The sequence below is a fragment of the Streptomyces sp. NPDC047525 genome, assembly GCF_040643025.1.
Lineage (GTDB): Bacteria > Actinomycetota > Actinomycetes > Streptomycetales > Streptomycetaceae > Streptomyces > Streptomyces durmitorensis.
Genome location: NZ_JBEYTL010000005.1, coordinates 365,824 through 391,886, shown reverse-complemented (window position 1 = coordinate 391,886; position 26,063 = coordinate 365,824). Strand labels below are relative to the sequence as shown.

Here is a 26,063-nt window from a genome sequence, read left to right as displayed (position 1 = left end):
GCCGGTCGAGCCGTCAGGGATGGCGCGACCGGCAGTCTTGACGACGATAGACCCCGGGCCTGACAGGCGTGCTGGTTACGGCAGATCGAACCTGATGATGATGACGGTGACGCGTGTCCGGCCACGCCGGTTCCGGCGCGAACGGTCATGGGTGCCCGGATGCCCGGGAGGGCTCGTCGGAATACGGCGGGAGCGGCGGCGGTGGCTGCGGCGGTGTGAGGTTCCGGGGGTGCTGGATGCGGTCGGGGGAGAAACCTTCCTGCGATCGATGATTTCGATTGTCTTGCGGTACGCCCCGATGACTCCGAGAGTGATTCGCTGCTGGATCAAATACTCGGACTTGCTCTCCTGGCCCTCGCAGGCGTCGTACTCGGCGATGATCCTCCGCATTTCTTCCAGGGAAGAATCATCGGTTTCAAAGCTGTCGGGCACGGGATCCTCGATCCGTTGGGCGTGATGATCGCTAAGGGACGGGTGGCGCGCATTGCAGAGCTCCAACGGGGAAGGGCATGACGAATAAGCCCCCTCGATAGGTGATTCCCGTGGGGTGGTTGATTCTCGGTCGAGAATTCGAACCCTAGGGCCGAACTCCCCTTCGTTTCAAGGCTTTTGCAGTGAAAGACGAAATCGGTGTGCCCAGCGCGCTCCTCGATGGTGCGAGCCTTGGCGAGCGAGGCGCCTTTCGGACGAAGCGGGCATTGATGCATCAAGGGGGTAAGGGTGACATCCGTCCCTCCGGAGGTACTGTCCGCCGCTGCCCGCCGGGCTGTCAACCAGTGTTGTACAAATCCCTCCCATGTCAAATGGCCCTGGTAGAGTGGGCTTCGCAACGCTGGCAGTACCTGAGGAGTGGGCGCCGTGGATGGTGGGGAAGACTTCGGGCCTTGGCTGGCCCGCCAGTTGAAGAGGGCCAGGAAGACGCAGACGGAGCTGGCGGAGGCCGTGGGTGTGACCCGAGCTGCCGTCTCGGCCTGGATCACCGGGCGTGCCACACCTCGGGACGAGACCATCAGGAAGATCGCGGATGCTCTCGGCACGGACCTGGGAACGATCCACAGCCGAACCACCGACACCTTGGTCGGTCGGCCCGTCATTTGGTGCCACCGCCCCGCGTACGCCGATGGCGGTCGAGAGTTCGGCAACGCAGCGGCCTTCGCCTTCGAGGCGGACGTCGGAGTCCTGGCTCGCGAGGCTACCCAGAACAGCCTCGACGAGCGACTGACCGGGAACAACCAACCGGTCCGCGTTCGGTACACGCTCGAGGAGCTGACGGGTGAGAGTCTCGCCCGATTCCGTGAGGCGATCGGTTGGGACGCCCTCTTCCCGCACTTTGAGTCGGCGGCAGCTCAGGACCAGAAGGTCGGCAGGGTCATTGCTGCCGGGCTGCATGAGATGTACACGCGGGACCGTTTGGTGCTGCTGCGGGTCGACGACTACAACGCGTCCGGTCTGACCGGGGACGACTACGAGACCGGCCGGTTCGCGGCGGTCGTCCGACGGCAGCTGGACAGTCACAAGTCGATGAGCAGCGCTGGTGGTTCGTACGGACTCGGCAAGGCGACGCTCTGGGCGACCAGTCGGCTCGGCCTCGTACTCATCAACTCCACGCTGTCCGAGCCGCATGAAGGACGGACCGAGCGACGTCTCATCGGGCGGCTCGACCTGCCATGGCGCGAGGTCGACGACAAGTCCTATGCCGGGCCCGCTTGGTTCGGCCAACCGGACCCGGACGTGGAGGGCGAGGACGTCGCCCGTTCGTGGTGGGGCGATGAGGCGATGGTCGAACGACTGCACCTCACACGGGAGAGCAGCGAACCCGGCACTTCCTTCCTGATCGTGGGCGCCCATGACGTGGCAAGCCTCGCCGACCCCTCCTCGACCGCTGAGGCTGTGGGGAGCGAGGACGACGACAGCGTGCATCGCATGCATGAGCGGCTCGTCGAGGCCATTGGGAGAGACTTCTGGGCCGCCATGACTGCAGGCGGCGCCAGTCAGCCGCTGCTCGAGGCATCGGTTCGGACGCTGCGTAATGGCATGGAGCTGATCCCGGAGCAGCGGATCGACCCGCATGAGGCCCAACCCTCGCGCGCCCGGGCGCTGCAAGCCTTCTTGGAAGGTACGACCGTGGAACGTCTGACCGAATCGGGCCAGGTGGCCATGACGACGGTTCCGCTGAATGTGCCCGGCCGCGAGGGCCGAAGGAGCGGTGGGGAGCATCGGGCGGTCCTCCTGGTGACCAGGGTGGAGGACGACGACGACCCGAAGCCCCACAACACCGTGGCCATGATGCGGGGCAACCGCATGACGGTCAGAGCGAACTCCGTCCCCGCCCTGGAGCTGGGTACCGACCCCTTCCAAGCGGTGCTTCTCGCCGGGTGCGCGGCCGGGGACGATGCCCCCTTCGCCGAGGAGGCCGAGGCGTTCCTGCGTGTTTCCGAGCCCCCCGAGCACGACAAGTGGGGTCAGACGGAGGAACTGCGCATGCGGTACTCGCCCTCCGCGTACCGGAGGATCGCCACGCTGACCCGCGATGCGAACAACGCCGTACGTGAACTCGTCGCGGCACCCAAGGAGAAGCGACGCGCGAGCACTGATCGTCTGCGTAAGCGCCTTGCTGTGGGGGGCAAGCGGCCGGCTCGGCCCGCCGTTACCGGCGACCTTCCCGTACTGGACGAACTGGACGCCCATGTCGGGACCGACGGCGCCTGGCGGATCACCGCCGAGGTGAAGGTTCCCCGGGGGGGCGAGGCCTGGCATCTCGCCCCGGTTGCCAAGCTGGACGTGAGGTCCGGGCCTCGCCCCGTGGTGACCTGGTCGGAGCTCGTAGCCGTGCACAACTGTGAATTCGTGGACGGCATGCTGCACTTCACTCCCGGCGCAAGGCGAGCCACCTTCAGGGGCGTCACCAACGTGTCGACCCACCCGGTACAAGCCGAACTCACCAGCCTTGTCGTCGAACTCCACACGGGCAAGGGGGACAAGGCGTGAAGGCCTACCCGTACAAGCGCCTCAGCGGTGCCGTGTCCTTGCGTGTTACGGCGGTGGAGGTGAAGGTGCCCGGCGAGAGCCGGGAGCCACTCGAGACCAGCGCGTTCTCTGTCGTCGAGCAGGTGGTTGCGTTGGGGCGGGTGGATCAGGACGACTGGGAGAGCGCTCGGCTGAAGCTGTCGGCGACCATTCCGGCCAGGGCCACCGAACCCGACAGCCCTTGGCGCGATGTGTCCGTCGTGGCGGTACTGACGGAGAAAGCCACCAACGCGCGGACCGTTGTCCGCTTGGAGTCCAGGACGGAAGGCGGGCGGGAGTGGTCGGGCTCGCTGGACCTGTGGAGAGCGGACCACCTCGACCGTGCCGCTCTGTCCGTCCACGTGATCGCCACGGTCGATGGTGTGCCGGGCCGCGTGATCGCCACGTCGGCGAAGGAGTGGATCGTCGACCTGGCGTCCGAGATCCCGCTCAGGCAGCGCGAACTCGACGTCATCGAAGTCGGCTTCCGCGAGGGGCCCGAGTGGCTGCGCCCCTTCAAGGATGTGCCGTGGGTTGTGGACACGTCCGGTGACGTGCCCGCCGTGCATGTGAACGTCGACTTCGAAGGCATCACGGAACTCCTCGGCGGCAACAGTGCTTCCGTGGAGGGCCTGGTTCGTGACCTGCTGATTGCACAGATGTGCACGGATGTGTGGACCGCGGTCTTCCACACGGCCATCGGGGACCTCGAGATCGAGGACGACGGTACGCCACTCTTTCCCCAGGACTGGCGTGGTGAGGTGCTTCGCGAGATGCTCCCGGACGTCGTGCCCAACCGCCCCCTCGAAGAGGGGCTGCGTGAGGTTCATCGTCGGCGTACAGGAACGTCCGGTTGGATCGATCTTCAACCCCGCATCCACTTCGCAGCCACTCGCAGGGCTGACGTGCCCAAGGCCCTGTCCACCACCATCCGCGGTCTGGACCGCCACCACCAGGGGAACGACGCATGACCCACAAGCCGTCCAACCTTCCCGAACGCCTGGCACTGCTGTCCGACCTCAACGCTGCCCAGTACCTCACCGAGGGGTTGCTCACCGGCAAGGAGGACGTGCCTGCCATAGCGCTCAACAAGGTGGCTGAACCCGTCTCCGATGCGGGAGCCCGGGCAGCGCTGCACCCGGTGCGCGATCTCGTCGACGACGCGATGCACAAGTATCGGGATGCCAAGCCGACCCAGGCCGATGCGTGGCTGGCCCCTCGGCTCCATGCCGCCTTGAGACTCGACCGCCGTGAGGCCGCGGACCGGAGACTGTGGAACTACCTGGCACTTGGGGTTGCTCCTGACTACGTCGTCTGGCGTCATATGTCGGAACCCAAGGAGGGCGCACCGAAGGTCGCGCCGCTTCGGTTCCGTGGGGCGCACTACACGCAGGCCTTCGCCCGGCTGTGGTGGGCGGCCGAGCTCTTCAGGAACGGTCCCGACTACGGCCCGGTGGTGACCGCTTGCGCCAATCAGGACATGCTCAACACCACTCTGCGCCTCGACGCCATCGACCATCGGCCGACGGCCCAGGCCATGGTGCGTCTTATCGAGCGCGGCACCGTGAGCACCGGCCGTGACGTCAACGCCCTGGCTCGTGTGGTGAATACGTCCGCGGCCACCTTGATGTACGACGTCATTGCCCCGGACATCGAGCGTGACGCCGCGCCATTGCGTGACTGGATCGAGGCCTCCGAGTCGGCCACGGCAGTACCCCGCAAGCAGCTTCCGGAGGGTCCGGATGAGGAACAGACCCCCGACAACTCGGTGGAGACATTGGCCGGTTACTTTGCGGAGCTCTTCGCCGACGCGCCAGTACGGGGGAAGGAGCCGGTCGGGGAGGACAGCGCCTGATCGGACCCTGCCCGCCCCGATTCCTCAGGCGCCCTCGGCAGGTCCATCGACGGCCGGGGGCTTCCACTCCGCGAGTCTCTTCAGCTGTTCCTTCTCCGGCCGCCCGAATCCGAGCGCGCAGCTCAAGATGTGAAGCGACAGACGGGGTGGAATGGCGTTGCCGATCTGCTGGGCCACATCGGTGGATCGCCAGGGGTACGCCCCCGGGAAGGACTGGAGAAGGCCTGCTTCCTCGAAGCTGAGCCGATCCAGCTCCTTGCCGACGACCTTCTCCCCGGACTTGGTGGCTTTCAGGCGATAGACGCGGTTGCGTCGAATTTTGCCGGTGACCGTTGCCGCCGGTTCCTCGGAAGTGCGGCGGCCGCGGTTCTTGGGGTCGCCGCCCGAACCGTAGTTGGAGACGACCTCGAAGTCGGCAGGTCTGTCGAGAAGGACATCCTGCATCGCTGTCCAACGCTTGATCGGGACGGTGTCGGCGTTGGTGAACAGGGCCTCTTGTTGGTCATGTTCGGCTTCCCGTGATTCCGGAAGCCGATCGACCCCTGGGCGGTATCGCTGATGAGTCCGCTGGGGAAACTCGACGGTTTGCTTCTTGTCCGTCGGGTCGTACCTGGCGATCAGTACAGCGCGCCGACGGGTCTGCGGGACACCGAATTCCTCGGCGTTCAGGACTTGAGCGTCAGCAGCGTAACCAGCAGCCCTGAGAATGCCGACGTAATGCTTCCACACCGGCAGAACGGTCGGTACCTGCTCCAGGACGATGACGTCATAGGGTCGCTCGCGCTTGAGCTTGGCCTCCATGATCCAGCGCAGCGGTTGGAGCACGAGCCCGGTGCGCTCGTCGGACATGGCGTCGGTCTCGGCCTTCACCTCTTTCCACGCTGCCTCGAACGCGGCAGCGTCCTCGTGCCCACCCAAGCGTGTGGCCAGACGCTTCACATCCTCCAGCGCCTCGTGCCCCTCACGATTCCCCGCCACCGAGAAGGTCTGGCACGGCGGGCCACCGGTGAGCACGTTGGCGTCCACGACCTCGGGATCACAGGGGCCCAGCTCGGCGACATCCTTCTCGCTGGTGGTTCGCAGACCGGCCGCCGTACGCGTCGCGCGGGTCGGGTCGTCCCATTCGACCCCGATGCTCTCCACTCCCAGGATCGTGGCGGCGATATCGAGGCCGCCAGGCCCGGCGAACAGATCCACGATGTGGAAATCCGCAGGTAGGAGTGGTCGATGAGGTGCGGGGGTCATGGGATCGAAGTGTAGCCGGCGGTGGACGATGGTCATGCCAGTACCGCTGTGCCGGGAGGAATGGATGCGGCCGTGGCTCAGGCCCGCAGAGCTTCGGCGACGGCCAGACCCAAGGCCTTGCCGACGGGCGGCGGCGAGGCATGGCCGATCTGACGGTAGCGGGCTGTCTTCTTCCCTGCGAAGCGCCAGTCGGCGGGAAAGGACTGGAGGATGGCGGCCTGTTCCACCGTGATCTTCTTCAGCGGGGAACCAGAGGTGTCCGACTCCTGGACTCCGTCCGGTCCGGGCACTTCGTCAGCGAGTGCGCCTCCATTGATCCCCATACGGGCCCACGCCTTCTTGGTGCCGGTCAGTCCGAGATCGGCGCCGCCACGATTCTCCGAGCCGCCCACCAACGTCGGCGCGACCTGGTCCGCCTGATGAGCCCATGCTTCGGCCTCCGCCCAACCTCGTGCGGACATCGACGCGAGAAGTGCCTGACCTGCCGATACATGATCGGTCATAGTGGGAATCGGCTGCCGGAAGCTGTCGAAGAACTCCTGCTTCAACGCGACGAGCACGCCTTGCTTTCGGTCCTGCGGGACACCGAAATCCGCGGCATTGAGGATGAACCAGTGAAATCCGTAGCCGAGGTGCTTGAGCTCCCCTTGAATGAAGGCCCGCACCTCGTCGAACGCCTCGTCATCGACGAGGCCCGGTACGTTCTCGATCAGTAGAGCGCGAGGTTGTACAGCGTGGGCCAGATAGACCGCAGCCTTGAGGAGACGCAGTTCGAGACCGGTTTCCACGCGCTTCGCAGTCGCTGAGGACTTCACCCGGGGAAGGCCGGCGGACAGGAGGTCCACGTCATAGGTCTCCTGGAAATCGACAGGGTCGAAGTCCAGGAGATCTGATCGCAGCACGTTCCACGCCTGCCTGTTCATCCGGAGGGTTTCGCAGGCCACCGGCTTGTCGTCCAGGAGCAGTACCGGTTCGAAGCCTGCCTGTGACAGGCCCAGGGCCAGCCCTCCGCCGCCGGAACAGACATCCACGAACCTCATGCCGCTCACTACTTGCCCCCGTCGCTCCGCTGTTGTCTTCCCCGGCGCTGCCGCTCGACGGTCGCTGCCACCCGTCTCGCCACCCTGTCGGGCGCCTCATGTTCCCAGAACCGTAGGACGATCCATCCAGATTCGGCCAGATGTTCGCTTGTTTCCAGATCGCGCGCGATGTTGCGGTCGAGCTTCGTCCGCCACCACTCCGCATTCGCCTTGGGTTGCGTCGCGTGCTCCGGGCAGCCGTGCCAGAAGCAGCCGTCGAGGAAGACGGCCACCTTGGCGCGGGGGAAAGCGATGTCGATGGTCCGGCGGGGCATGTCCGGCACGCGCACGTTGAGGCTGTAGCGATGCCCGGCAGCGTGGAGAAGGCGTCGCACGGCTAGCTCGGGCGCGGTGTCCCGCCTGGCCTGGCGGCTCATTCTGGCGGAGATGGCCGGCGAGGACGGCTTCGCCTTGCTCACGTCTCTCGTCTCTCGCATCCGGGCGTCCTGGCGCTCAGCGATTTGGCAGTCTGCCTTGTCTGTATCCCGAGCGGGGTACGGAAGAATTGTGAGGGCTTGCTCAGTTCTCCTCGCCGTGGCACCTGCTGTAGGTGGCCCCCGATCCACACCAACACTCAGCCCCCGCCTCCGGCGGCCACCCAACAGCCCGCCCCCGCGCGGCCAGCGTCGTCGCGTACTGCGGCAGTAGTGACACCTCCGTCGGCTGCGCGCCCTCAGAAGCCGCGAAGGCCTCGTACGACGGGACCGTTCCCGTCACGATGCCGAGGTTCGGGGTGCCGGAGGCTGAGAGTTCCCTCAGTGATTCCTCTATCGTCGACAAGTGCGCTTCGTGGGACGGGTATTCGGATTCCAGGGACGGGTACGCCGTCAGGAGTTCTTCCAGTTCCGTTGACGGCCAGTGCAGGACCGCCACCGGGAAGGGGCGGGAAAGAGCTTCCCTGTACGAGCCCAACTCCGCCTGGATTCGGGAGATTTCCGCGCGGAGTTCCGCGGGGTTGTCCGAGCCGAGGGACCAGATTCGCTTCGGGTCGTGCAGTTCGTCCAGGGGGACGGGGGACGTCGAGACCTCGTCCGCCATCGCGTCCCACGCGTCGTGCTCCGCGCCCAGCAAGCGGCGCACCCTGTGGCGGCCGAAGAGCAGGGGGCGTTGCTCGTACGACGGGGCGCCGCCGGAGCCGCCGGGCGGGAGCAGGAGTTCCAGGGCCTGGGTGAAGGTTTCCTGCGCTTGCGTCAGTTCGTCGTGCGATTCCAGCGACTCCGCCACGATCACCCACGGGGCCGGGTCGCGCGGCGCAGCAGCCCGTACGCCGTCGATGATCGCCCTTGCCTCCGCCTCGTGGCCGTACTCCCAGAGGTTCGAGGCCTTCAGGGCTCGGATGAGGATCGGGGCCGATGCCGGGTGCGGGGCGTCGGGGGCCAGCAGGCGGTCGTAGAGCGTGGTCGCGCGGTCGCGTTCGCCCGCCAGTTCCAGGTGGGCCGCGGCCTGGAGCAGCAGGTGCTCGGTGTCCTCGGGGTACAAGCCGGCGGTCCGCTCCAGGCGCTCGGCTTCGGCGATGTGGTCGGCAGGCGTGTCGGGGCGCATACGGGACACCGTACTGCCGAGTGGGTGCGTTGCAGCAGGGTTGCCGTGCAGATCAGGGCAGATCAGCGTGGCCGCACTTTCGTGCTGTCGTCGTGCTGTCGTCGTGGTGCCGTCGTGCGGGCGCCATGGCTTGTTGGCGGGCTTGGGCTTAGCCTGCCGCCCTCTTGGGACGGGAGGTGCCGGCGTGCGGGAGCGGGTCGAGCGGGCGGGGAGGGTCCCTGTTGTCGTGCAGGGGGCGCGGAGTCGACGGGGGCGCGGCGCCCGGCTTCTGTGGGGCGGCGCCGAAGCTGCCGTCACCTGCGGGCTTGTGCTGCTGCTTCTCGTCGCCCATCAGCTCTGGTGGACCAATCGGCAGGCCCGCGAAGGCGCCGAGCGCAAGGTCCAGGCCCTTGAGCGGGAGTGGGGGAACCCGTCCTCCACCTCGTCCGATGCCGACGAGCCCGCCTCCGGCCCCAGCCCCGCCCCCGAGTCCCGGCCCGACCCGGGTGACTCAGACGACGGTGACGGTGACGGTGGCAGTGCCGGTGCAGGCGCCGGTGAAGCCTCCGGGCAGGCCCAGCGGCAGCGCCCCGCCCCCACGCCCGACTGGGACCAGGCCTACGCCGTCCTGCGCATCCCGCGCATCGGGATACGGGTGCCCGTCGCCGAAGGCGTCAGCAAGAGCGCCGTACTGAACAAGGGGTACGTCGGGCACTACCCGCGTACCGCCCAGCCCGGACAGGGCGGGAACTTCGCGCTCGCCGGGCACCGCAACACCCACGGCGAACCCTTCCGCCGCATCAATCGCCTGGGCGACGGGGACGAGCTGGTCGTCGAGACCAAGGCCGCCGTCTACACCTACGTCGTCGACAAGACGCTGGCCCAGACCTCCGCCCGCGACAGCGGCGTCATCCGCGCCGTCCCCCGCAGCCTCGTGAAGGCCGGGCACGGCTACAGCTCTCCCGGGTACTACATCACCCTCACCACCTGCACCCCCGAGTACACCTCGAAGTACCGGCTCATCGTCTGGGGGAAGCTGCGGTCCATGCGGCCCCGGTAGGGCGACCCCTACGGCTGCCGAGGCCGATCCTGTATAACGGCAGTACGCGATATAACGGCAGTACGCGTTACGTCGTATCGGCGAGGTACTCAAGGAGAGGGGGGACGGGACGCGATGCAGGACATGATCCGCAGCTGGAAAGCCGCCCTCCGTCCCACCGGCGTTCTCCTCTTCCTCCTCGTCGAGGTCGTCCTCCTCGACGCGAGCAGCCTCACCGCGGCCGTCGCGCTCGCCGCGACCGCCGCCGCGAGCTCCGCGCTCGCCGTCTGCTCCCTGATCGCCGCGCGCTGCGCCCCCGCCGTGCCCCGCACCCGGGTGCGTACGGCCATGCGCGACCGCGAGAAGCGCACGGCATTTCTGCCGCAGCGCGATCCCGACGCCGCCGGGCGCAGGCGACCCCGAGCACCGGGCCGTCTCGTCATGACGGCCGCGTAGGGGACAGCTGCACCAGCTTCACCAGCTCTCTCCCTCCAGCGACACCTTGGGACCCTCCGCGGGCCGTCACGCCGAAAAGAGCACCAGCCCCTTTTCCTCGGCACGACGAGACCCCGGAGGGTTTCTCCATGTTCGGCTTCCTGTCCGACTTCATGTCCGTGTTCGCCGATCTGGTCGGCTCCATCGCCGACCTGCTCGAACCGGTCTTCCACGGCTCCGCGATGGCCGCCGCCATCGTCCTGTTCACCGCGTGCGTACGACTCCTCGTCCACCCCCTGTCGCGGGCCTCGGCCCGTGGCCAGAAGGCGCGCGCCAAGCTGTCGCCGCAGATCGCCGAGTTGCGCAAGAAGCACTCCAAGAACCCCGAGAAGCTGCAGAAGGCCGTGCTCGAGCTGCACCGCGCGGAGAAGGTCTCCCCGCTCTCCGGGTGCCTGCCCAGCCTCTTCCAGCTCCCGGCGTTCTTCCTGCTCTACCACCTCTTCTCGAACTCCAGCATCGGTGGGGAAGCCAACGCGCTGCTCGGCCACAAGCTGTTCGAGGCGCCCCTCGGCGGGCGGTGGGCGGACGCGCTCGCCGACGGCGGGGTCTTCGGGGCGCAGGGGCTCGTCTACCTCGGCCTCTTCGCGATCGTGGCCGCCGTCGCGACCTTCAATTTCCGGCGTACGAAGAAGCAGATGGCCATGGCGGCGCCCGTTGCCGGTGGCAGCGACGCTCAGCAGGTGCCCGGCATGGGCGCGATCACCAAGGTCATGCCGTTCATGTCGTTCATGACGCTGTTCACCGTCGCCTTCGTGCCGCTGGCCGCCGCGCTGTACGTCGTCACCAGCACGACCTGGAGCGCGGTCGAGCGTGCCGTGCTCTACCGCGACATGCCGTACGGGGCCGCCGGGGCGGGTGCGCTGGCTACTGCTGGGTAACGGTCCGGTCTGTGAACAGGGTCTTGCGGGATGGACCGTGAGATTGGAGGATCTTCCAAACCTCCGATGGCCGCAACCCATCGGCCGGGCCACGCGAGCGGTCAGGACGGACCGGGCGCGCTCGACCAAGGGAGATTGACGATGAAGCTGCTGCGAGTCGGTACGGCGGGGGCCGAGCGCCCGGCGCTGCTCGATGCCGAAGGCACGTTGCGGGACCTGTCAGGGACCGTCACGGACATCGACGGCGCGCTGCTCGCCGACACGGACGCGCTCGACCGGATCCGGTCCGCCGCCGAGGCGGGCGAGCTGCCCGCGCTCGACGCGGCGGGGCTGCGGGTCGGGCCGCCGGTGGCCCGGATCGGCAAGGTCGTGTGCATCGGGCTCAACTACCACGACCACGCGAAGGAGACCGGGGCCACGCCGCCCGCCGAGCCCGTCATCTTCTTCAAGGCGGCGGACACGGTGGTCGGTCCCGACGACACCGTGCTCGTGCCGCGCAAGTCGGTCAAGACCGACTGGGAGGTCGAGCTCGCGATCGTCATCGGGCGCACCGCGCGCTACCTGGAGTCCGACGAGGAGGCGCTCGCGCACATCGCCGGGTACGCGGTGTCGCACGACGTCTCGGAGCGCGAGTTCCAGATCGAGCGCGGCGGCACCTGGGACAAGGGCAAGAACTGCGAGACGTTCAACCCGCTCGGCCCGTGGCTGGTGACGACGGACGAGGTCCCCGACCCGCAGGCGCTGTCCCTGAAGCTCTGGGTCAACGGCGAGCTGAAGCAGGACGGGACCACGGCCCAGCAGATCTTCCCGGTGGCCGAAGTGGTGCGCTACGTAAGCCAGTTCATGACGCTGTACCCCGGTGACGTCATCAACACCGGTACGCCGGCGGGCGTGGCCATGGGGCACCCCGAGCCGAAGCCGTACCTGCGGGCCGGTGATGTGGTGGAGCTGGAGATCGAGGGGCTCGGCAGGCAGCGCCAGGAGTTGAAGGACGCGTAGCCCTCCGGGGCGGGGGCGCGGCGGATTCGTGGCGCCCCGGAGCGGCGTCGGTGGAGTGGTCCTCCATCGACGCCGTCCGCGGGTGTGCCGTGGCTGGGCGCGCAGTTCCCCGCGCCCCTGACGGGGCGTACCCGCGGCTTACGCGAACCGCTCCAGCGCCTCGACCACCAGCGCGTGGTCCGCCGCCTGCGGGAGGCCCGAGACCACCACCGTGCCGATCACGCCCGCGCCCCGCACCGCGATCGGGAACGCGCCGCCGTGCGCCGCGTACACGTCCGGGTCCAGGCGCGAGGACTCCTCGAACGTCGTCCCCTTGGCGCGGAAGCGCGTGCCGACCAGGAACGACGAGCAGCCGTAGCGCTCCACGACGCGGCGCTTGCGGGCGATCCAGGCGTCGTTGTCCGGGGTCGATCCCGGCAGGGCCGCGTGGAAGAGCTGCTGGCCGCCGCGGGTGATGTCGATGGCCACCGGGGCCTGGCGCTCGCGGGCCAGATCGACCAGGAGGGTGCCGAGTGCCCAGGCGTCCTCGTACGTGAAGTGGGGGAGCACCAGGCGCAGTTCCTGGGTCTCCAGCTCCTCTACTGTCGGTGCGGCGGGCGTCGTCATACGACCACCGTCACACCGTCGCGGGCCGAGCGGCGTGCCGCCTCCAGGACGTCGAGGGCCGATGCGGCCTCGTACGCGGAGACGGGGTTCTCGCCGGTGCCGCGCAGGGCGTCGGCGATCGCCGCGTAGTACGCGGGGTAGGCGCCGGGCAGCGTCTGGACCGGGGTGCCGCCGCCGGTCAGCGGGGACTCGCCGGAGCCGACGTGGCCCCACATGCACTCCAGCTCCTCGCCCCAACTCTCCTCGTCCGTGGGGCGCTTGCCGTCGCGCAGGGCTGCTTCCTGCGGGTCGAGGCCGTACTTCACGTAGCCCGCCGTCGAGCCGAGCGCGCGGAAGCGCGGGCCGAGCTGGGCCGTGGTGGCGCTGACGTACAGGTGCGAGCGGACGCCGCCCCGGTGCGTGATCGCGATGAACGTGTCGTCGTCGGCCTCGGCGCCGGGGCGGCGGACGTCGGACTCCGCGTACACGGACTGCGCGGGGCCGAAGAGCACGAGGGCCTGGTCGACGACGTGGGACCCGAGGTCATAGAGAAGACCTCCGATCTCTTCGGGGTTCCCGGACTCGCGCCAGCCGCCCTTGGGCTGCGGACGCCACCGCTCGAAGCGGGACTCGAAGCGCCATACGTCGCCGAGTTCGCCGTCGGCGACGAGCTTCTGGAGCGTGAGGAAGTCGTTGTCCCAGCGGCGGTTCTGGAAGACGGAGAGGAGCAGCCCGCGGTCGTCGGCGAGCGCGGCGAGCTCGCGGGCCTCGGCTGCGGTGCCCGCGATCGGCTTGTCCACGACGACCGGGAGGCCTGCCTTGAGGGCGGCGGTCGCGAGCGACACGTGCGTCTTGTTCGGGGACGCGATCACCACCAGGTCGAGCTCGTCGGCGCGGGCCCAGAGGTCGTCGGCCGACGCGGCGAAACGCAGCCCGTCGCCGAACTCGGCGCGGGCCTGGGCCTGCCGCTGGGGGTTCGACGTGACGACCGTGTCGAGGACGAGGCCCTCGGTGGCGGCGATCAGCGGGGCGTGGAAGACGGAGCCCGCGAGGCCGTATCCGATGAGGGCCACGCGCAGAGGGGAGCCTGTACCAGTCATGCGTTCCACTTAAGCAACGCTGTTGCCAAAGCGCAAGCGCGAGTGACAATGGGGGTGTGAACAGCACTGATACGGCGAGGGCGGCGGGCGGAAGCGGCATCGGTAGCGGTGGCAGGCCGGGCGCCGGAGTGAACCTGCCTGCGCTGCGTGGGCACAACGCCGCCCTCGTGCTCGACCTGCTGCGCACGGCGGGCGAGGCCGGGATAAGCCGCCTCGAACTGGCCGAGCGGACCGGGCTCACGCCGCAGGCCGTCAGTAAGATCACCGCGCGGCTGCGTACGGAGGGGCTCGCTGCGGAGGCGGGCCGCCGCGCGTCCACGGGCGGCAAGCCGCGCACGCTCCTGCGCCTCGTCCCGGACGCAGGGCACGCGGTCGGCCTCCACCTGGACCGCGACGAACTGACGGCGGTCCTTGCCGACCTGACGGGCCACGTGGTCGCGGAACGCCGGGCGCCGCTGGAGTTCGGGGAGGGCGCGGAGGCGGTGGTCGAGGTGGCGGTGGGGGTGGTGCGTGAGCTGGTTGGGGTGCCGGGGGGTGATGGGGCCCCGGTGGATGCGGGGCTGCTCGGGGTCGGGGTCGCGCTGCCGGGCCCGCTCGACCACTCCGACGGGGTCCTGCACCGCGTGACCGGGTTTCCCGCGTGGGACGGCTTTCCGCTGCGGGACGCGTTCGCCGGGCGGCTTGGGCTGCCGGTCGTCGTGGACAAGGACACGAACGCCGCCGCGCTGGGGCTCGCGCTCGGCGGGGTGGCGGATTCCTTCGCGTACCTGCACCTGGGGACGGGACTGGGCGCGGGCCTGGTCCTGGGCGGGGGCCTCTACCGCGGGGAGCGGACCGGAGCGGGCGAGTTCGGCCACCAGGTGATCCAGCTGGACGGCCCGGAGTGCGGGTGCGGAGACCGCGGCTGCATCGAGGCGCTGTGCCTGGCGGCGGTCGCGCGGGGGGATCTGGACGAGGCGGCGCGGGTCCTGGGCGCGGGGGCGGGCAACCTGGTCAGCCTGCTCGACATCGATCTCGTACTGCTGGGCGGGCGGGCCGTCCTCGCGGACGAGGAGCGCTTCGTACGAGGAGTGGGAGCCGTCGTCACCGCACGCGCCCGGCGGGGCGGCGGGGACACGGAGGTCCCGGTCGCCGTCGCGTCCGGGGGCGAACGGGGCGTCGCGGAGGGCGCCGCACAACTGGTGCTCGCGCCGCTGTTCGGGCGGGCGGACGTGGCGTTTCCGACGGCTGGGCGGGGTTAGGGGCTGCTTGGCGGGAGGGGGGTAGGGGCTGCCTGGCTGGGGGCGCGGCTCCCGACCGGCGGGAGGGGCGGTGTTCCCGACCGGGGCGGAGTTGGCGGCGCGCCAGGCCCGGCGGATCCGGGGGTGTCTCGGGCTGGGCGGAATCAGCCGTCGCCTGGCAGCGGGAACGGGCGGCCGTTCCGGTGACCGGCGCCGACGGTGGCCTGGCGACGGTGGCCTGGCGGCCGGGAAGGCGGTCGTCCGGCGACTGGAATTGTCGGCGGCCTCGGCAGCGGCGGCCCGGTCACCGAGTGGGCAGGATCCCTCGGCTACCGGGACAGGCCGCAGCGCCGGATCCGGGCGACTGGAACTAGCGGCGGCCCGGCAGCCTGCCCTGTCCGGCTGCCGGAACATGGTGCGGGTCCTCAGCCACTGGAGCTGCCGGCCGCCCGGCCGGGGGCTGCACCGCGCGGTGCCGGGGCCAGGTCGCAGCCCCGGCCCCCGGGCGAGCGGCTCCCATCCTTGGCCCTTCGGGCAAGCAGCCCCCCCGTCCCCGCCCTCGGGGTAAGCACCAGACCCCGGCAATCGCAATTAACGGAAAGTCGGCTGATAGGGGGGACTTGCGCGGTCCAGTCGGCGGTACTGGGTTGTGGCGGGCCCGGTGGGGCCGGGGGTGCGTGGCATGGTCGCGGCCCATGCCCACTGTCTTATGGACCCCGCTCAAGCTCCCGCCCCTCCGCGCTCAGCAAAGGCCCTCCATGCGACTTCGCCGCTCTCTCGCCTCCGGCGTCACCGCCGTTGCCGCAGCCGCCGCCCTCGCGCCCGTCGCGACAGCCGCGGGAGGGGTGCCCATGGGCGGCGCGGCGGCCACCGTGCAGCGGCCGCACTCGGCCCAGCCCCCCACCTGCTCCGCCCCCAACGGCAGCGGCTTCCCCATCGGGACGCGGATCAAGGGCGGGCCCCCCACCTACGAGGCCGGGGGCGGCTACCGGAGCTGGTCCGTCGAGCTGGCCAACACCACCCGTGGCACCTGCGGCAACATCCACCCGGTCGTCGTCGTCGTCGACAAGGAGCGCGAGCTGCGGCCCCGGCAGATCCAGCTGGAGTTCCGCGCCGGTTCCCGCTGGCGCCCCGTGGAGTTCGAGCGGACCGACCGGGACGAGAACGTCGGCGTCTTCGACGACGGATTCCCCGGGTTCACGGTCAAGGCGGGGCGGACCCGCGCCGTCAAGGTGCGCCTCTCCTTCACCTCAGAGGCCCGCTCCGAGCACGCCGTCATCTCCGCCGCCGTCGTCCAGCGCCGCGACGACGACGGCGACTGGGTGGGCGAGTCGGACGACTATCCGTTCGGCATTGATGGCGATGGGGGTGGCGATGCCGATGGCGGTGGCGATACAGACGCGGACAGTGGCACCGACGTTGAGTCCGAGGGAAGCGACGGCGGGCGGGACGGAGGCGACGGCGGGCGTGAGCGCCACGACGCCGGAGGGTCCTCGTACAGCGATGAAGCCGATGAACTCGCCGCCACCGGCCCCCGCGCCCTGCTCGGCGTCAGTGCCGTCGCCGGTGCGTTGTTCGCCGGGGGCTGGGCCCTCGTCGTAGGGACCAGGAGACTGCGGGCCTCGCGGCGGCGTTGAGCCGGGCACGCGCCCCCTCGGTCACCGGCCCGCCCGCCCGGCACCCTCCGTTCACCTACCTGTTCACGTACGTCTGCGAACATCCCTGCGTGGACAACCCGAACTCCCCGCACCCTCCCGCGCACCTGCTCGACCAGGCCCCCGGCGCCCCCATCCGCTCCGGCATCCCCGAGCACGGCCGCATCCCGAAGTACTACGCGGTGAAGGCCAGGATCGCCGACCTGATAGAGGAGTTGGGGGACGGGCAGACGCTGCCGACCGAGCGGGATCTCGCCGTGCGGTACGAGGTCGCGCGGGAGACCGTGCGGCAGGCGCTGCGTGAGCTGCTGCTCGAAGGGCGGCTGCGCAGGCAGGGGCGCGGCACCGTCGTCGCGGGCCCCAAGCTGGAGCAGCCGCTGTCCCTCGCGAGCTACACGGAGGGCGTACGGCGGCAAGGGCGTACCCCCGGGCGGCATCTCATCTCCCTCGACCGGTTCCCCGCCCCCGAGGCCCTCGCCGCCGAGATCGGGGTCAAACAGGGGGAGCCCGTCTGGCACATGGAGCGTGTGCTGCTCGCCGACGACGAGCGGGTGGGGCTCGAAAGCACGTACGTCTCCGTGGCCCGAGTGCCCGCCCTTGACCGGGAGTTCGAGCCCGACTCCTCCTTCTACGCCTACCTCCGCGACCGGCTCGGCATCTCCTTCGGCGACGCCGACGAACGCATCGAGACCGTCCTCGCCACCCCTCGCGAGGCCCTCCTGATCGGCACCCCTCCCGCGCTGCCCATGCTCCTGATCCACCGCGTCTCACGGGACACCTCCGGGCACCCGCTGGAGCGGGTCCGCACCCTCTACCGGGGCGACCGGTTCTCCTTCACCACCCACCTGGGCAACGGCGGATCCTGAACTCCCCTCCCTCGTAAGGGGGTCGAGGCAGAACGACCCAGGCCGATAACGAGAACGTAACGGGTCTAGGCCAACCTTGGGTGGCAGTTCACCGTCCCGTTGCCGACAGGACGACAGCGGGTCACTCGTCCCCAGGAGCGTTGCCGTCGTGAGAGTCATCGTCGTAGGAGCCGGCGTGGTGGGAACCATGCACGCCTGGCACGCAGTGGAACGCGGCCACGAGGTCGTACAGATCGAGCGCGAGAGCGAGGCCCGCGGGGCCTCGCTGCGCAACTTCGGGCAGATATGGGTGAGCGGCCGCGCCGGGGGCGAGGAGCTGGACACCGCCCTGCGGGCCCGCGAGCTGTGGGAGGAGATAGGCGCGAGGGTGGAGGGCATCGGCTTCCGGGCCAACGGCTCCCTCACCCTCGTGCGCAACGAACGCGAGCGCGCGGTCGCCGAGGCCGCCCTGACCCGCCCCGACGCGGCGGCCCGCGGCTACAAGCTGCTCGACGCCGACGAGGCCCGCGCCCTCAACCCGGCCCTGCGGGGTGACTTCATCGCGGGGCTGTGGTGCGAGCGCGACGCGGCGGTGGAGCCGCGGGTCGCTCAACTGCGGCTGCGGGAAGTGCTGTTGGCCTCGCCCCGCTACACCTTCCTGCCCGGTCGCGAGGTCCGCGAAGTCGTCGGCGAGAACGCGGTGCGGGACGACCACGGTGACGTACACACCGGTGACGTCGTCGTGCTCGCCACCGGCGCCTGGCTCGGCGGGCTCGTGCGGGAAGTGGCGGGCCCCGACCTGCCGGTGCGGCGCGTGCGGCTGCAGATGATGCAGACGGAGCCCCTCGGCGAGGCGCTCACCACCTCCGTCGCCGACGCGGACAGCTTCCGCTACTACCCCGCGTACACGTCGGACGCCCTCGACGCGCTCAACGCCGGACAGGCGCAGACGCCGACCGCCGCCGCGCACAAGATGCAGCTCCTGATGGTGCAGCGCAAGGACGGCGGCCTGACCATCGGCGACACCCACGAGTACGAGCACCCCTTCGCCTTCGACACCCTCGAAGACCCCTACGACCACCTCACCGAGGTCGTCGAGGGCTTCCTCGGCCGCCCGCTGCCGAAGATCAAACGGCGCTGGGCCGGGGTGTACGCGCAGTGCGTCGACACGACCCGCGTCGTGCACCGGCAGCAGGTGCGCGAGGGCGTGTGGCTGGTCACCGGGCCCGGCGGGCGCGGCATGACGTGCTCGCCCGCGATCGCGGAGAAGACCGCCGACGAGTTGGGATGGTGAGGGAGTTGACCGCGAAGTTGACCGCAAAGCCGACCGCACACAGCAGCATCGGTCTCGTGGTTCTGGACATGGCCGGGACCACTGTCGCCGACGGGGGTCTCGTCGAGCAGGCCTTCGCCGCCGCCGCGCGGGAACTCGGCGTCGAGCCGGGCTCGGCCGACCACGCGGAGAAGCTGGACTACGTACGCGCCACCATGGGCGAGTCCAAGATCTCCGTCTTCCGGCATCTCTTCGGCGACGAGGTCCTTGCCCAGCGGGGCAACGTGGCCTTCGAGAAGGCGTACGGGGAGCTGGTCGACGGGGGTCTGATCGCGCCGATACCCGGCGCGCGCGAAGCCGTCGAGGAGCTCAAGTCAGCTGGCCTGACCGTGGTGTTGACCACCGGGTTCGCCCGGGTCACGCAGGACGCGATCCTGGACGCGCTGGGCTGGCGTGACCTGGTCGAGCTGACCCTGTGCCCCGCCGACGCGGGCGGACGCGGGCGGCCCTACCCGGACATGGTCCTGAGCGCCTTCCTGCGGACGGGCGCGGTGGACGGCGTCCAGCAGGTCGCCGTCGTGGGCGACACGGCGTACGACATGAAGAGCGGGGTGCGGGCCGGGGCCGGTGTGGTCGCCGGTGTGCTCACCGGGGCGCATGACGCCGAGGCGCTGCGGGGTGCGGGGGCCACGGATGTTCTCGCTTCGGTCGCCGAACTGCCCGCTCTGCTCAGGGGTGTTGACCGATGACTGGTGGCGCCCCCACGCGCGTGCGCAGCGGTATTCGCTTCGAGAGCGTCTCGGTCGCCTACGGCAGGAACACCGTCCTTGACTCGCTCGACCTGACCGTCGAGCCCGGCGAGGTCATGGCCCTGCTCGGCCCCTCGGGCTCGGGCAAGACGACCGCGCTGCGGGCCGTCGCCGGGTTCGTGCGGCCCGCGTCAGGGCGGGTGTACATCGGGGAGCGCGATGTCACCGGCCTTCCTCCGCATCAGCGGGGGATCGGGATGGTCGTCCAGCAGTACGCGCTCTTCCCGCACATGCGGGTCCAGGACAACGTCGCCTTCGGCATGAAAGCGCAGAAGGTCGCCAAGTCCGAGATTCCGGGGCGGGTCGCCGAGGCGCTGGAAATGACGGGCATGGCTTCTTACGCCAAGCGGTTTCCCCGGGAGCTTTCCGGGGGGCAGCAGCAGCGGGTGGCCATCGCGCGGGCGTTGGCCATCCGGCCGGGGGTGCTGTTGCTTGACGAGCCGCTTTCCGCGCTCGACGCGCAGTTGCGGTCGGGGATGCTGGGTGAACTCGCCCGGCTGCACCGGGAGTTGCCCGACGTCTCCATTCTGTACGTCACCCATGACCAGGTGGAGGCCTTGACCCTGGCGGATCGGATTGCCGTCATGGACAAGGCGCGGCTGCGGGACTGCGGGACTCCGCAGGAGCTTTATCGGGCGCCTCGGACCGAGTTCACGGCTTCTTTTGTGGGGAACGCGAATTTGCTGCCGGTGCGGGTGGGGTCCGGCAGCGTCTCGTTCGGGGGCGCCGACCTGAAGGTCGACACCGGGGAGGTGGCCGCCGGGGTGACGGCCACGTTGTGTGTGCGGCCGCATCTGGTCGGTCTGGGGGACGGTCCCAACGCCCTTACAGGGATTGTCGATGAGGTGCAGTGGCGGGGGGCTACCCATCGGCTGTACGTGGATGTCGGTGGGGAGCGGGTCAAGGCGGACCTTCGGGAGCTTCGGACGCCGCCGGGTATCGGTGACTCGGTCACGCTGCACTTCGCGCCCGAGGACGCGGTGTTGCTGGGTGCGGGGGTGACCGATGGCTAGCTCTGGTGAGCGCCTGGTGAAAAGTGGCCCTGCATCGGGGGCTGTGCCCACCCGTCCCGCCGTGCGGAACGCCTGCCCACAGCCAGGACGGCCAGAAGGTACGCGGCGACAGATACCCCGCTTCGTCTGGGCCCTGCCCCCCATCGCCCTCCTCGCCCTCTTCTTCCTCTACCCCCTCGCCCTCGTCGTCCAGCAGTCCGTTCAGCCCGATACCGGTGGGACCTCCCTTCAGCCCTACTCCGATGTCTTCGGGTCCGAGGCGTTTCGGGAGGCGCTCGGGACCACCGTGTGGCTGGCCGTCGGGTCCACGGTCGGGTGTCTCGTGCTCGGGTTCGCGCTCGCGCTGATCATTGCCTTTGTGCCGTTCCCGGGAGGGAAAGCCGTCGCCCGGTTCATCGACGTCTTTCTCTCCTTTCCGTCCTTCCTCATCACCCTCGCCCTGCTGTTCATCTACGGCACCAAGGGCATGGCCAACGGAATGTGGACGGACGCGACAGGCGCCGCCGAGGGGCCGTTTCAGTTCCTGACCACCCCGTGGGGCGTTCTCCTCGCCGAGATCACGTACTTCACGCCCTTCGTGATGCGCCCCCTGCTCGCCGCGTTCTCACAGATCGACACCGCACAGCTGGAAGTCGCGTCGAGTCTCGGGGCCAAGCCCGGCCGCATCATCCGGCGGGTCATCCTGCCCGAGGCGCTGCCCGCCCTCGCCGCGGGCGGCAGCCTCGTACTCGTCATGTGTCTGAACGAATTCGGGATTGTTCTCTTCACCGGAGCGAAGGGGGTCACGACCCTTCCCATGCTCGTGTACAGCAAGGCCATTCTCGAGTCGGACTATCCGGCGGCCTGTGTCGTCGCCGTCGTCAACATCGCGATCTCCGTGGGTCTTTACAGCCTCTACCGGGTGGTGAGCCGTCGTGTTGGTGCATAGCCGCAAGGGGAAGTGGGCCACCTGGGTTCTCTTCTTCGTCTTCTTTCTGCCTCTGTTCGCCCTTCCTCTTCTCGTGATCCTGGCCGCCTCGTTCTCCTCGCACTGGTCCGGCGCCTTTCCCTCCGGATTCACTTCGGAGCACTACGCGTCCGCCACCCGCGGGGACTCGCTCAAGGCGCTCACCACCAGCCTGGTCACCGCCGTCAGCGCCAGCCTGCTCGCGCTGGCCGTCGGGTCCTGGGCCGCGCTCGCCGCCGCCTCGCTGAAGAAGGGGGGCAAGCGGGTCCTCGACACCCTCTTCATGCTGCCCGTCGCCGTGCCCTCCGTCGTCGTCGGGCTCGCGATCCTCGTCGCGTTCAGCAAGCCGCCGATGATCCTCAACGGCACCCGCTGGATCGTGATCCTCGCGCACACCATTCTTGTCACGGCGTTCGCCTACCAGTCGGTTTCGGCTGCCATCGTCCGTCTCGACCCGGCGTACGAACAGGCCGCCGCATCGCTCGGTGCCCGGCCTTCGTACGTCCTGTGGAAGGTGAAGCTGCCGCTTCTGCTGCCGTCGCTCACCGCGGCAGCGGGCCTCTGCTTCGCGCTCTCCATGGGCGAGTTGAGCGCCACGATGATGCTCTACCCGCCGGACTGGATGCCGCTGCCCGTGCAGATCTACGCGGCCACCGACCGCGGCTCCCTGTTCACCGGTGCCGCCGTCGCGGTGGTCCTGATGGCGGCGACGCTGCTCGTCCTCTTCGGCGTCTCCCGCATCCGCACGCGCGCCTCCTACCGCTGAGCCCGAACCTCCCCGAAGGAGCACGAAACGTCATGTCGCGTCACACCCGTACCCGCACCCGCACGCTCGCCGCCGTCTCCGGCAGCCTCGTCCTCGCAGGGTCCCTCACCGCCTGCGGCGGCGACTCCTCCGCCTCCGACGCGAAGGAGGTCACCGTCTACAGCGCCGACGGCCTCAAGGGCGAGAACGGCGACGGCTGGTACGACCAGGTCTTCAAGGACTTCGAGAAGAAGACCGGCATCAAGGTGAACTACGTCGAGGGCGGCTCCGGCGAGATGGTGCAGCGCGCCGTCCGCGAGAAGTCCAACACGCAGGCCGACGTCATCATCACCCTGCCGCCGTTCATCCAGCAGGCCGACGAGAAGGGCCTTCTTCAGGCCTACAAGCCCGCGGGTTCCGACCAGGTCGACGGCGCCGACAAGGCCACCGACGGCAAGTGGACCTCCGTCGTGAACAACTACTTCGGCTTCATCCACAACAAGAAGGAGCTCGGCGGCTCCAAGGCGCCCAAGACCTGGGAGGACCTCACCGAATCCTCGTACAAGGACAAGGTCCAGTACTCCACGCCCGGCGTCGCGGGCGACGGCACCGCCGTGCTCATCAAGGCCATGCACGACTTCGGCGGCAAGAAGCCCGCCATGGACTACCTGAAGAAGCTCCAGACGAACAACGTCGGTCCTTCCGCCTCCACCGGCAAGCTCGCACCCAAGGTCGACAAGGGCGAACTCCTCGCCGCCAACGGCGACGTACAGATGAACTACGCCCAGTCCAAGGACATGCCGAACCTCGGCATCTGGTTCCCGGCGAAGGAGGGCAAGAAGCCCACCACCTTCGCGCTGCCCTACGCCGCCGGCCTGGTCAACAAGGCCCCGCACTCCGCCAACGCCAAGAAGTTCCTCGACTATCTGCTCAGCCAGAAGGCCCAGCAGCAGGTCAGCGAGATCGGCGGCGGCTTCGCGGCGCGCAAGGACATCAAGGCCACCGATGCCAACGCGGTCGCGCTGGACAAGATCGTCGACGGGGTCGAGATCTTCGAGCCGGACTGGTCCGACATCTCCAAGAACCTCCAGACGTACGTCGAGGACTGGAAGTCGGCCACCGGCAGCTGACGGGTCCCGCCGGGATCCGGCGGGATTCGACCTCAAGTTCACCTGGTTTCACGAGAGTTCACCGTCGACCCCTGGCCCCGGGGTGTTCGGTAGCGAAAAGATAACGGGTATGGACCCAACGCCCCTGGATCTCCAGGGGCGTTGGTGTGCACCAAGGTGCGCCAGCCCCCTACGAACCTCGGAGGACCACGTGTCGTCGCACGGCATATCCCGCCGCTCGCTCCTTGTCTCCACCGCAGCCCTCGCGGTGTCCGCAGGGCCCCTCGCCGCCGTCGCCAAGGCCGCGGCCAAGACCCCGAAGGTCCTGGTGATCGGCCTGGACGGCGCGCTGCTCAGCAGAATCAAGGACGCCGACGCGCCCGCGCTCAAGGGCCTGATGAGCGCCGGTCTGACCGCGCCGAGCAGCATCTACGCCAACCCGCTCGCGCCCACCTCGTCCGGCCCCGGCTGGTCGACGCTCATCACGGGCGTCTGGCCCGACAAGCACAAGGTCGTGAACAACGACTTCACCGGCCACGACCTCGCCGCGTACCCGGACTTCATGACCCGGATCGAGGCCGCGAAGCCCAACCTGCGGACGTACGCCGTCGCCTCCTGGGCGCCGATCACCGACATCATCTTCTCGGCGAAGGTCGACACCCGGGTCTCCACGCCCGGCGCCGAGTACGACACCGGCACCACCACCCGCGCCGTCGCCGAGGTCAAGAGCGGCAACCCCGACGCGGTCTTCGTCCAGCTCGACAACATCGACCACGCGGGCCACGACAGCGGCGCGGCGGGCCAGGCCTATCTCGACGCGATCCACGGCGCCGACGCCCAGATCGGGCAGATCGTCGCCGAGGTCAAGTCCCGCCCCACGTACGGCTCCGAGGACTGGCTCATCATGATCACCGCCGACCACGGGCACACCGACCCAGGCGGCCACGGCGGCTCCAGCTGGCCCGAGCGCCAGACCTTCATGATCGCCACCGGCGGTACGGTCACGGCGGGTTCGGTCCGCCACGACGTCCGCATGCCCGACATCGCCGCGAGCGCGCTCGCCCACCTCGGCATCGCGATCGACCCGGCCTGGGGCCTGGACGGCCGCCCGATCCAGCAGCCGAAGCCGGACGCGTTCGACGCCCTGCGCCCGCAGCTGACCGGGCCCGTCGACGAGACCGGCATCGGCTCCGGCGTCATCGGCTTCACGCACACACCGCCGAGCGGCTGGAGCGTCGACAACGCGAAGATGGGCACGGGCGGCATCACCGAGTGGCGCGGCTGGTCCTTCACCACGGACGAGTTCTGGACGAAGGCCGAGCGCGACCAGCAGCGCGAGCTCAACATCCGCGCCCGGAACGTCTTCGCGGTCGCGGACGGCGACGAGTGGACCGACAAGACCTTCTCCGGGACCTTCGACTCGACGCTGGTCAGCCCCGCGTACGACGTGCGGGGCGGCGCGCGGGCCACCCTCACGTACACGACGTACTACCGCCAGGAGGCCCCGCAGAAGGGCGAGGTGCTCGTCTCGTACGACGGCGGGACCCCGGTCGCGGTGAAGACGTACACCGCGGACACCCCCTCCGTCGTCGAGAACATCGCCCTCCAGGTGCCCGCGGGGGCCAAGAAGGCCCAGGTCCGCTTCCGGTACACCGGCGGCAACAACTGGTACTGGGTGATCGACGGGGTCACGATCACCGCTTCCTGATTAGGCTGTGGGGCGTCGGCACAGAGCTGTCCCGGCGCCCCCCAGCTACCTTGCTCAACGGAGACCGCAGGAGTGCACCCCATGGCAGAGCGCAAGCCCATCGAATCGTGGCTCACCGACATGGACGGCGTGCTCATCCACGAGGGTGTTCCGATCCCCGGCGCCGACGCCTTCATCAAGAGGCTCCGGGAGTCCGGGAAGCCCTTCCTGGTCCTGACGAACAACTCGATCTACACCGCGCGCGACCTCCAGGCCCGCCTGAACCGCATGGGTCTCGAAGTGCCCGTCGAGAACATCTGGACCTCGGCGCTCGCCACCGCGAAGTTCCTGGACGACCAGCGGCCCGGTGGCACGGCGTACGTCATCGGCGAAGCGGGGCTCACCACCGCCCTGCACGACATCGGGTACGTCCTGACGGACCACGACCCGGACTACGTGGTCCTCGGCGAGACCCGTACGTACTCCTTCGAGGCCATGACCAAGGCCGTACGGCTGATCAACGGCGGGGCCCGCTTCATCTGCACGAACCCGGACGAGACCGGGCCCTCCACCGAGGGGCCCCTGCCCGCGACCGGGGCCGTCGCGGCACTGATCACCAAGGCCACCGGTCGCAACCCGTACTTCGCGGGCAAGCCGAACCCCCTGATGATGCGCACGGGCCTGAACGCCATCGGCGCGCACTCGGAGACCAGTGCCATGATCGGCGACCGCATGGACACCGATGTCCTCGCCGGTCTTGAGGCCGGTATGGAGACCTTCCTGGTGCTCACGGGTCTGACCTCCCGGAAGGACATCGATCAGCACCCGTTCCGGCCCTCGAACGTCGTGGACTCCATCGCTGATCTCGTCGACCGGGTCTGACGCGCGCACCACCCGTTTGCCGCACACGGGAGGCGTGGGACGGCGACGCGCGTGAACCTCGAAACAGGAGGTTCACG

The 26,063-nt window shown here is 69.3% G+C and carries 25 protein-coding genes; 18 read left to right on the top strand and 7 right to left on the bottom strand.

The annotated features are described in order from the left end of the window. Positions 1-75: 75 nt before the first annotated feature. Positions 76-432 (bottom strand): hypothetical protein, encoded by a 357-nt coding sequence (locus tag ABZ833_RS17235; RefSeq protein ID WP_361047096.1) that lies wholly within the window; start codon positions 430-432, stop codon positions 76-78. A 426-nt stretch (positions 433-858) separates the two neighbouring features. Between ABZ833_RS17235 and ABZ833_RS17230 the strand changes: the two genes are divergently transcribed. Genes ABZ833_RS17230 through ABZ833_RS17220 form a run of 3 tightly spaced genes read left to right on the top strand, consistent with a single transcriptional unit; the run spans position 859 to position 4,861 of the window. Further along, on the top strand, positions 859-2,988 hold the full coding sequence (locus ABZ833_RS17230; RefSeq protein WP_361047094.1) for a helix-turn-helix transcriptional regulator: 2,130 nt from the start codon (positions 859-861) through the stop codon (positions 2,986-2,988). Next, entirely contained in the window at positions 2,985-3,977 is a 993-nt protein-coding gene (locus ABZ833_RS17225; RefSeq protein WP_361047091.1) for a hypothetical protein, read from the top strand. Before ABZ833_RS17230 ends, ABZ833_RS17225 begins: the two co-directional genes overlap by 4 nt. Next, the gene (locus tag ABZ833_RS17220) at positions 3,974-4,861 is read left to right on the top strand and encodes a DUF6339 family protein (RefSeq protein ID WP_361047088.1); all 888 of its coding nucleotides are present in this window, start codon (positions 3,974-3,976) and stop codon (positions 4,859-4,861) included. Before ABZ833_RS17225 ends, ABZ833_RS17220 begins: the two co-directional genes overlap by 4 nt. Before the next feature lie 24 nt (positions 4,862-4,885). Here ABZ833_RS17220 and ABZ833_RS17215 read toward each other — a convergent pair whose 3' ends face one another. The 4 genes from ABZ833_RS17215 to ABZ833_RS17200 form a co-directional block, all read right to left on the bottom strand. After that, entirely contained in the window at positions 4,886-6,058 is a 1,173-nt protein-coding gene (locus tag ABZ833_RS17215; RefSeq protein ID WP_361047086.1) for a DNA cytosine methyltransferase, read from the bottom strand. A gap of 125 nt (positions 6,059-6,183) precedes the next feature. After that, the gene (locus ABZ833_RS17210; RefSeq protein WP_361047084.1) at positions 6,184-7,146 is read right to left on the bottom strand and encodes a DNA cytosine methyltransferase; all 963 of its coding nucleotides are present in this window, start codon (positions 7,144-7,146) and stop codon (positions 6,184-6,186) included. Between the two features lie 8 nt (positions 7,147-7,154). Continuing rightward, on the bottom strand, positions 7,155-7,622 hold the full coding sequence (locus tag ABZ833_RS17205) for a very short patch repair endonuclease (protein ID WP_361047082.1): 468 nt from the start codon (positions 7,620-7,622) through the stop codon (positions 7,155-7,157). Positions 7,623-7,704: 82 nt separating this feature from the next. Then, positions 7,705-8,727 carry an SEC-C domain-containing protein gene (locus ABZ833_RS17200; protein ID WP_361047080.1) on the bottom strand — a complete coding sequence of 341 codons (1,023 nt, stop codon included), beginning with the start codon at positions 8,725-8,727 and terminating at the stop codon, positions 7,705-7,707. A 184-nt stretch (positions 8,728-8,911) separates the two neighbouring features. Here ABZ833_RS17200 and ABZ833_RS17195 point away from each other — a divergent pair, with 184 nt between their 5' ends. From ABZ833_RS17195 to ABZ833_RS17180, 4 genes are all read left to right on the top strand, one after another. Further along, entirely contained in the window at positions 8,912-9,766 is an 855-nt protein-coding gene (locus ABZ833_RS17195) for a class E sortase (RefSeq protein WP_361047078.1), read from the top strand. 114 nt (positions 9,767-9,880) lie between these two features. After that, positions 9,881-10,201 carry a DUF6412 domain-containing protein gene (locus ABZ833_RS17190; protein ID WP_361047076.1) on the top strand — a complete coding sequence of 107 codons (321 nt, stop codon included), beginning with the start codon at positions 9,881-9,883 and terminating at the stop codon, positions 10,199-10,201. A 140-nt stretch (positions 10,202-10,341) separates the two neighbouring features. Then, positions 10,342-11,118 (top strand): YidC/Oxa1 family membrane protein insertase, encoded by a 777-nt coding sequence (locus ABZ833_RS17185; RefSeq protein ID WP_361047518.1) that lies wholly within the window; start codon positions 10,342-10,344, stop codon positions 11,116-11,118. Positions 11,119-11,259: 141 nt separating this feature from the next. Continuing rightward, positions 11,260-12,117 (top strand): fumarylacetoacetate hydrolase family protein, encoded by an 858-nt coding sequence (locus ABZ833_RS17180; protein ID WP_361047073.1) that lies wholly within the window; start codon positions 11,260-11,262, stop codon positions 12,115-12,117. A gap of 138 nt (positions 12,118-12,255) precedes the next feature. Here ABZ833_RS17180 and ABZ833_RS17175 read toward each other — a convergent pair whose 3' ends face one another. Continuing rightward, complete coding sequence (locus tag ABZ833_RS17175; protein ID WP_361047070.1) at positions 12,256-12,723, bottom strand: heme-degrading domain-containing protein; 468 nt, start codon at positions 12,721-12,723, stop codon at positions 12,256-12,258. Beyond that, a complete protein-coding gene (locus tag ABZ833_RS17170) occupies positions 12,720-13,802 on the bottom strand; it encodes a Gfo/Idh/MocA family oxidoreductase (protein ID WP_361047068.1) in 1,083 nt (360 codons plus the stop codon). Before ABZ833_RS17170 ends, ABZ833_RS17175 begins: the two co-directional genes overlap by 4 nt. Before the next feature lie 98 nt (positions 13,803-13,900). Between ABZ833_RS17170 and ABZ833_RS17165 the strand changes: the two genes are divergently transcribed. The 11 genes from ABZ833_RS17165 (at position 13,901) to ABZ833_RS17115 (ending at position 25,986) form a co-directional block, all read left to right on the top strand. Further along, complete coding sequence (locus tag ABZ833_RS17165) at positions 13,901-15,043, top strand: ROK family transcriptional regulator (protein ID WP_361047515.1); 1,143 nt, start codon at positions 13,901-13,903, stop codon at positions 15,041-15,043. Between the two features lie 737 nt (positions 15,044-15,780). Beyond that, on the top strand, positions 15,781-16,659 hold the full coding sequence (locus ABZ833_RS17160; RefSeq protein ID WP_361047065.1) for a hypothetical protein: 879 nt from the start codon (positions 15,781-15,783) through the stop codon (positions 16,657-16,659). Between the two features lie 89 nt (positions 16,660-16,748). After that, the gene (locus ABZ833_RS17155; protein ID WP_361047063.1) at positions 16,749-17,543 is read left to right on the top strand and encodes a GntR family transcriptional regulator; all 795 of its coding nucleotides are present in this window, start codon (positions 16,749-16,751) and stop codon (positions 17,541-17,543) included. A 148-nt stretch (positions 17,544-17,691) separates the two neighbouring features. Then, positions 17,692-18,816, top strand: coding sequence for a TIGR03364 family FAD-dependent oxidoreductase (locus ABZ833_RS17150; protein WP_361047061.1), 1,125 nt, complete (start codon positions 17,692-17,694; stop codon positions 18,814-18,816). A 17-nt stretch (positions 18,817-18,833) separates the two neighbouring features. Continuing rightward, positions 18,834-19,544: a phosphonatase-like hydrolase gene (locus tag ABZ833_RS17145; protein WP_361047058.1), complete on the top strand. Its 711-nt coding sequence runs from the start codon at positions 18,834-18,836 to the stop codon at positions 19,542-19,544. Beyond that, positions 19,541-20,617, top strand: a complete 1,077-nt coding sequence (locus ABZ833_RS17140; RefSeq protein ID WP_361047056.1) for an ABC transporter ATP-binding protein — start codon at positions 19,541-19,543, stop codon at positions 20,615-20,617. Before ABZ833_RS17145 ends, ABZ833_RS17140 begins: the two co-directional genes overlap by 4 nt. Before the next feature lie 43 nt (positions 20,618-20,660). Next, entirely contained in the window at positions 20,661-21,545 is an 885-nt protein-coding gene (locus ABZ833_RS17135) for a 2-aminoethylphosphonate ABC transporter permease subunit (RefSeq protein ID WP_361047054.1), read from the top strand. After that, entirely contained in the window at positions 21,532-22,329 is a 798-nt protein-coding gene (locus ABZ833_RS17130; RefSeq protein ID WP_361047051.1) for an ABC transporter permease subunit, read from the top strand. The genes ABZ833_RS17135 and ABZ833_RS17130 overlap by 14 nt, the downstream gene beginning before the upstream one ends. Positions 22,330-22,361: 32 nt before the next feature. Then, positions 22,362-23,438 (top strand): 2-aminoethylphosphonate ABC transporter substrate-binding protein, encoded by a 1,077-nt coding sequence (locus tag ABZ833_RS17125; protein ID WP_361047049.1) that lies wholly within the window; start codon positions 22,362-22,364, stop codon positions 23,436-23,438. 190 nt (positions 23,439-23,628) lie between these two features. Next, complete coding sequence (locus ABZ833_RS17120; RefSeq protein ID WP_361047046.1) at positions 23,629-25,125, top strand: alkaline phosphatase family protein; 1,497 nt, start codon at positions 23,629-23,631, stop codon at positions 25,123-25,125. Between the two features lie 81 nt (positions 25,126-25,206). Further along, entirely contained in the window at positions 25,207-25,986 is a 780-nt protein-coding gene (locus tag ABZ833_RS17115) for an HAD-IIA family hydrolase (protein ID WP_249589729.1), read from the top strand. Positions 25,987-26,063: the final 77 nt, after the last annotated feature.

What these genes read in the sequence shown, in the direction of transcription:
- ABZ833_RS17125 (WP_361047049.1), top strand. Translation starts at nt 22,362, where the DNA reads ATGTCGCGTCACACCCGTACCCGCACCCGCACGCTCGCCGCCGTCTCC.
- ABZ833_RS17115 (WP_249589729.1), top strand. Translation starts at nt 25,207, where the DNA reads ATGGCAGAGCGCAAGCCCATCGAATCGTGGCTCACCGACATGGACGGC.
- ABZ833_RS17140 (WP_361047056.1), top strand. Translation starts at nt 19,541, where the DNA reads ATGACTGGTGGCGCCCCCACGCGCGTGCGCAGCGGTATTCGCTTCGAG.
- ABZ833_RS17205 (WP_361047082.1), bottom strand. Translation starts at nt 7,622, where the DNA reads ATGCGAGAGACGAGAGACGTGAGCAAGGCGAAGCCGTCCTCGCCGGCC.
- ABZ833_RS17170 (WP_361047068.1), bottom strand. Translation starts at nt 13,802, where the DNA reads ATGACTGGTACAGGCTCCCCTCTGCGCGTGGCCCTCATCGGATACGGC.
- ABZ833_RS17180 (WP_361047073.1), top strand. Translation starts at nt 11,260, where the DNA reads ATGAAGCTGCTGCGAGTCGGTACGGCGGGGGCCGAGCGCCCGGCGCTG.
- ABZ833_RS17190 (WP_361047076.1), top strand. Translation starts at nt 9,881, where the DNA reads ATGCAGGACATGATCCGCAGCTGGAAAGCCGCCCTCCGTCCCACCGGC.
- ABZ833_RS17160 (WP_361047065.1), top strand. Translation starts at nt 15,781, where the DNA reads ATGCGACTTCGCCGCTCTCTCGCCTCCGGCGTCACCGCCGTTGCCGCA.
- ABZ833_RS17220 (WP_361047088.1), top strand. Translation starts at nt 3,974, where the DNA reads ATGACCCACAAGCCGTCCAACCTTCCCGAACGCCTGGCACTGCTGTCC.
- ABZ833_RS17210 (WP_361047084.1), bottom strand. Translation starts at nt 7,146, where the DNA reads ATGAGGTTCGTGGATGTCTGTTCCGGCGGCGGAGGGCTGGCCCTGGGC.
- ABZ833_RS17200 (WP_361047080.1), bottom strand. Translation starts at nt 8,727, where the DNA reads ATGCGCCCCGACACGCCTGCCGACCACATCGCCGAAGCCGAGCGCCTG.
- ABZ833_RS17175 (WP_361047070.1), bottom strand. Translation starts at nt 12,723, where the DNA reads ATGACGACGCCCGCCGCACCGACAGTAGAGGAGCTGGAGACCCAGGAA.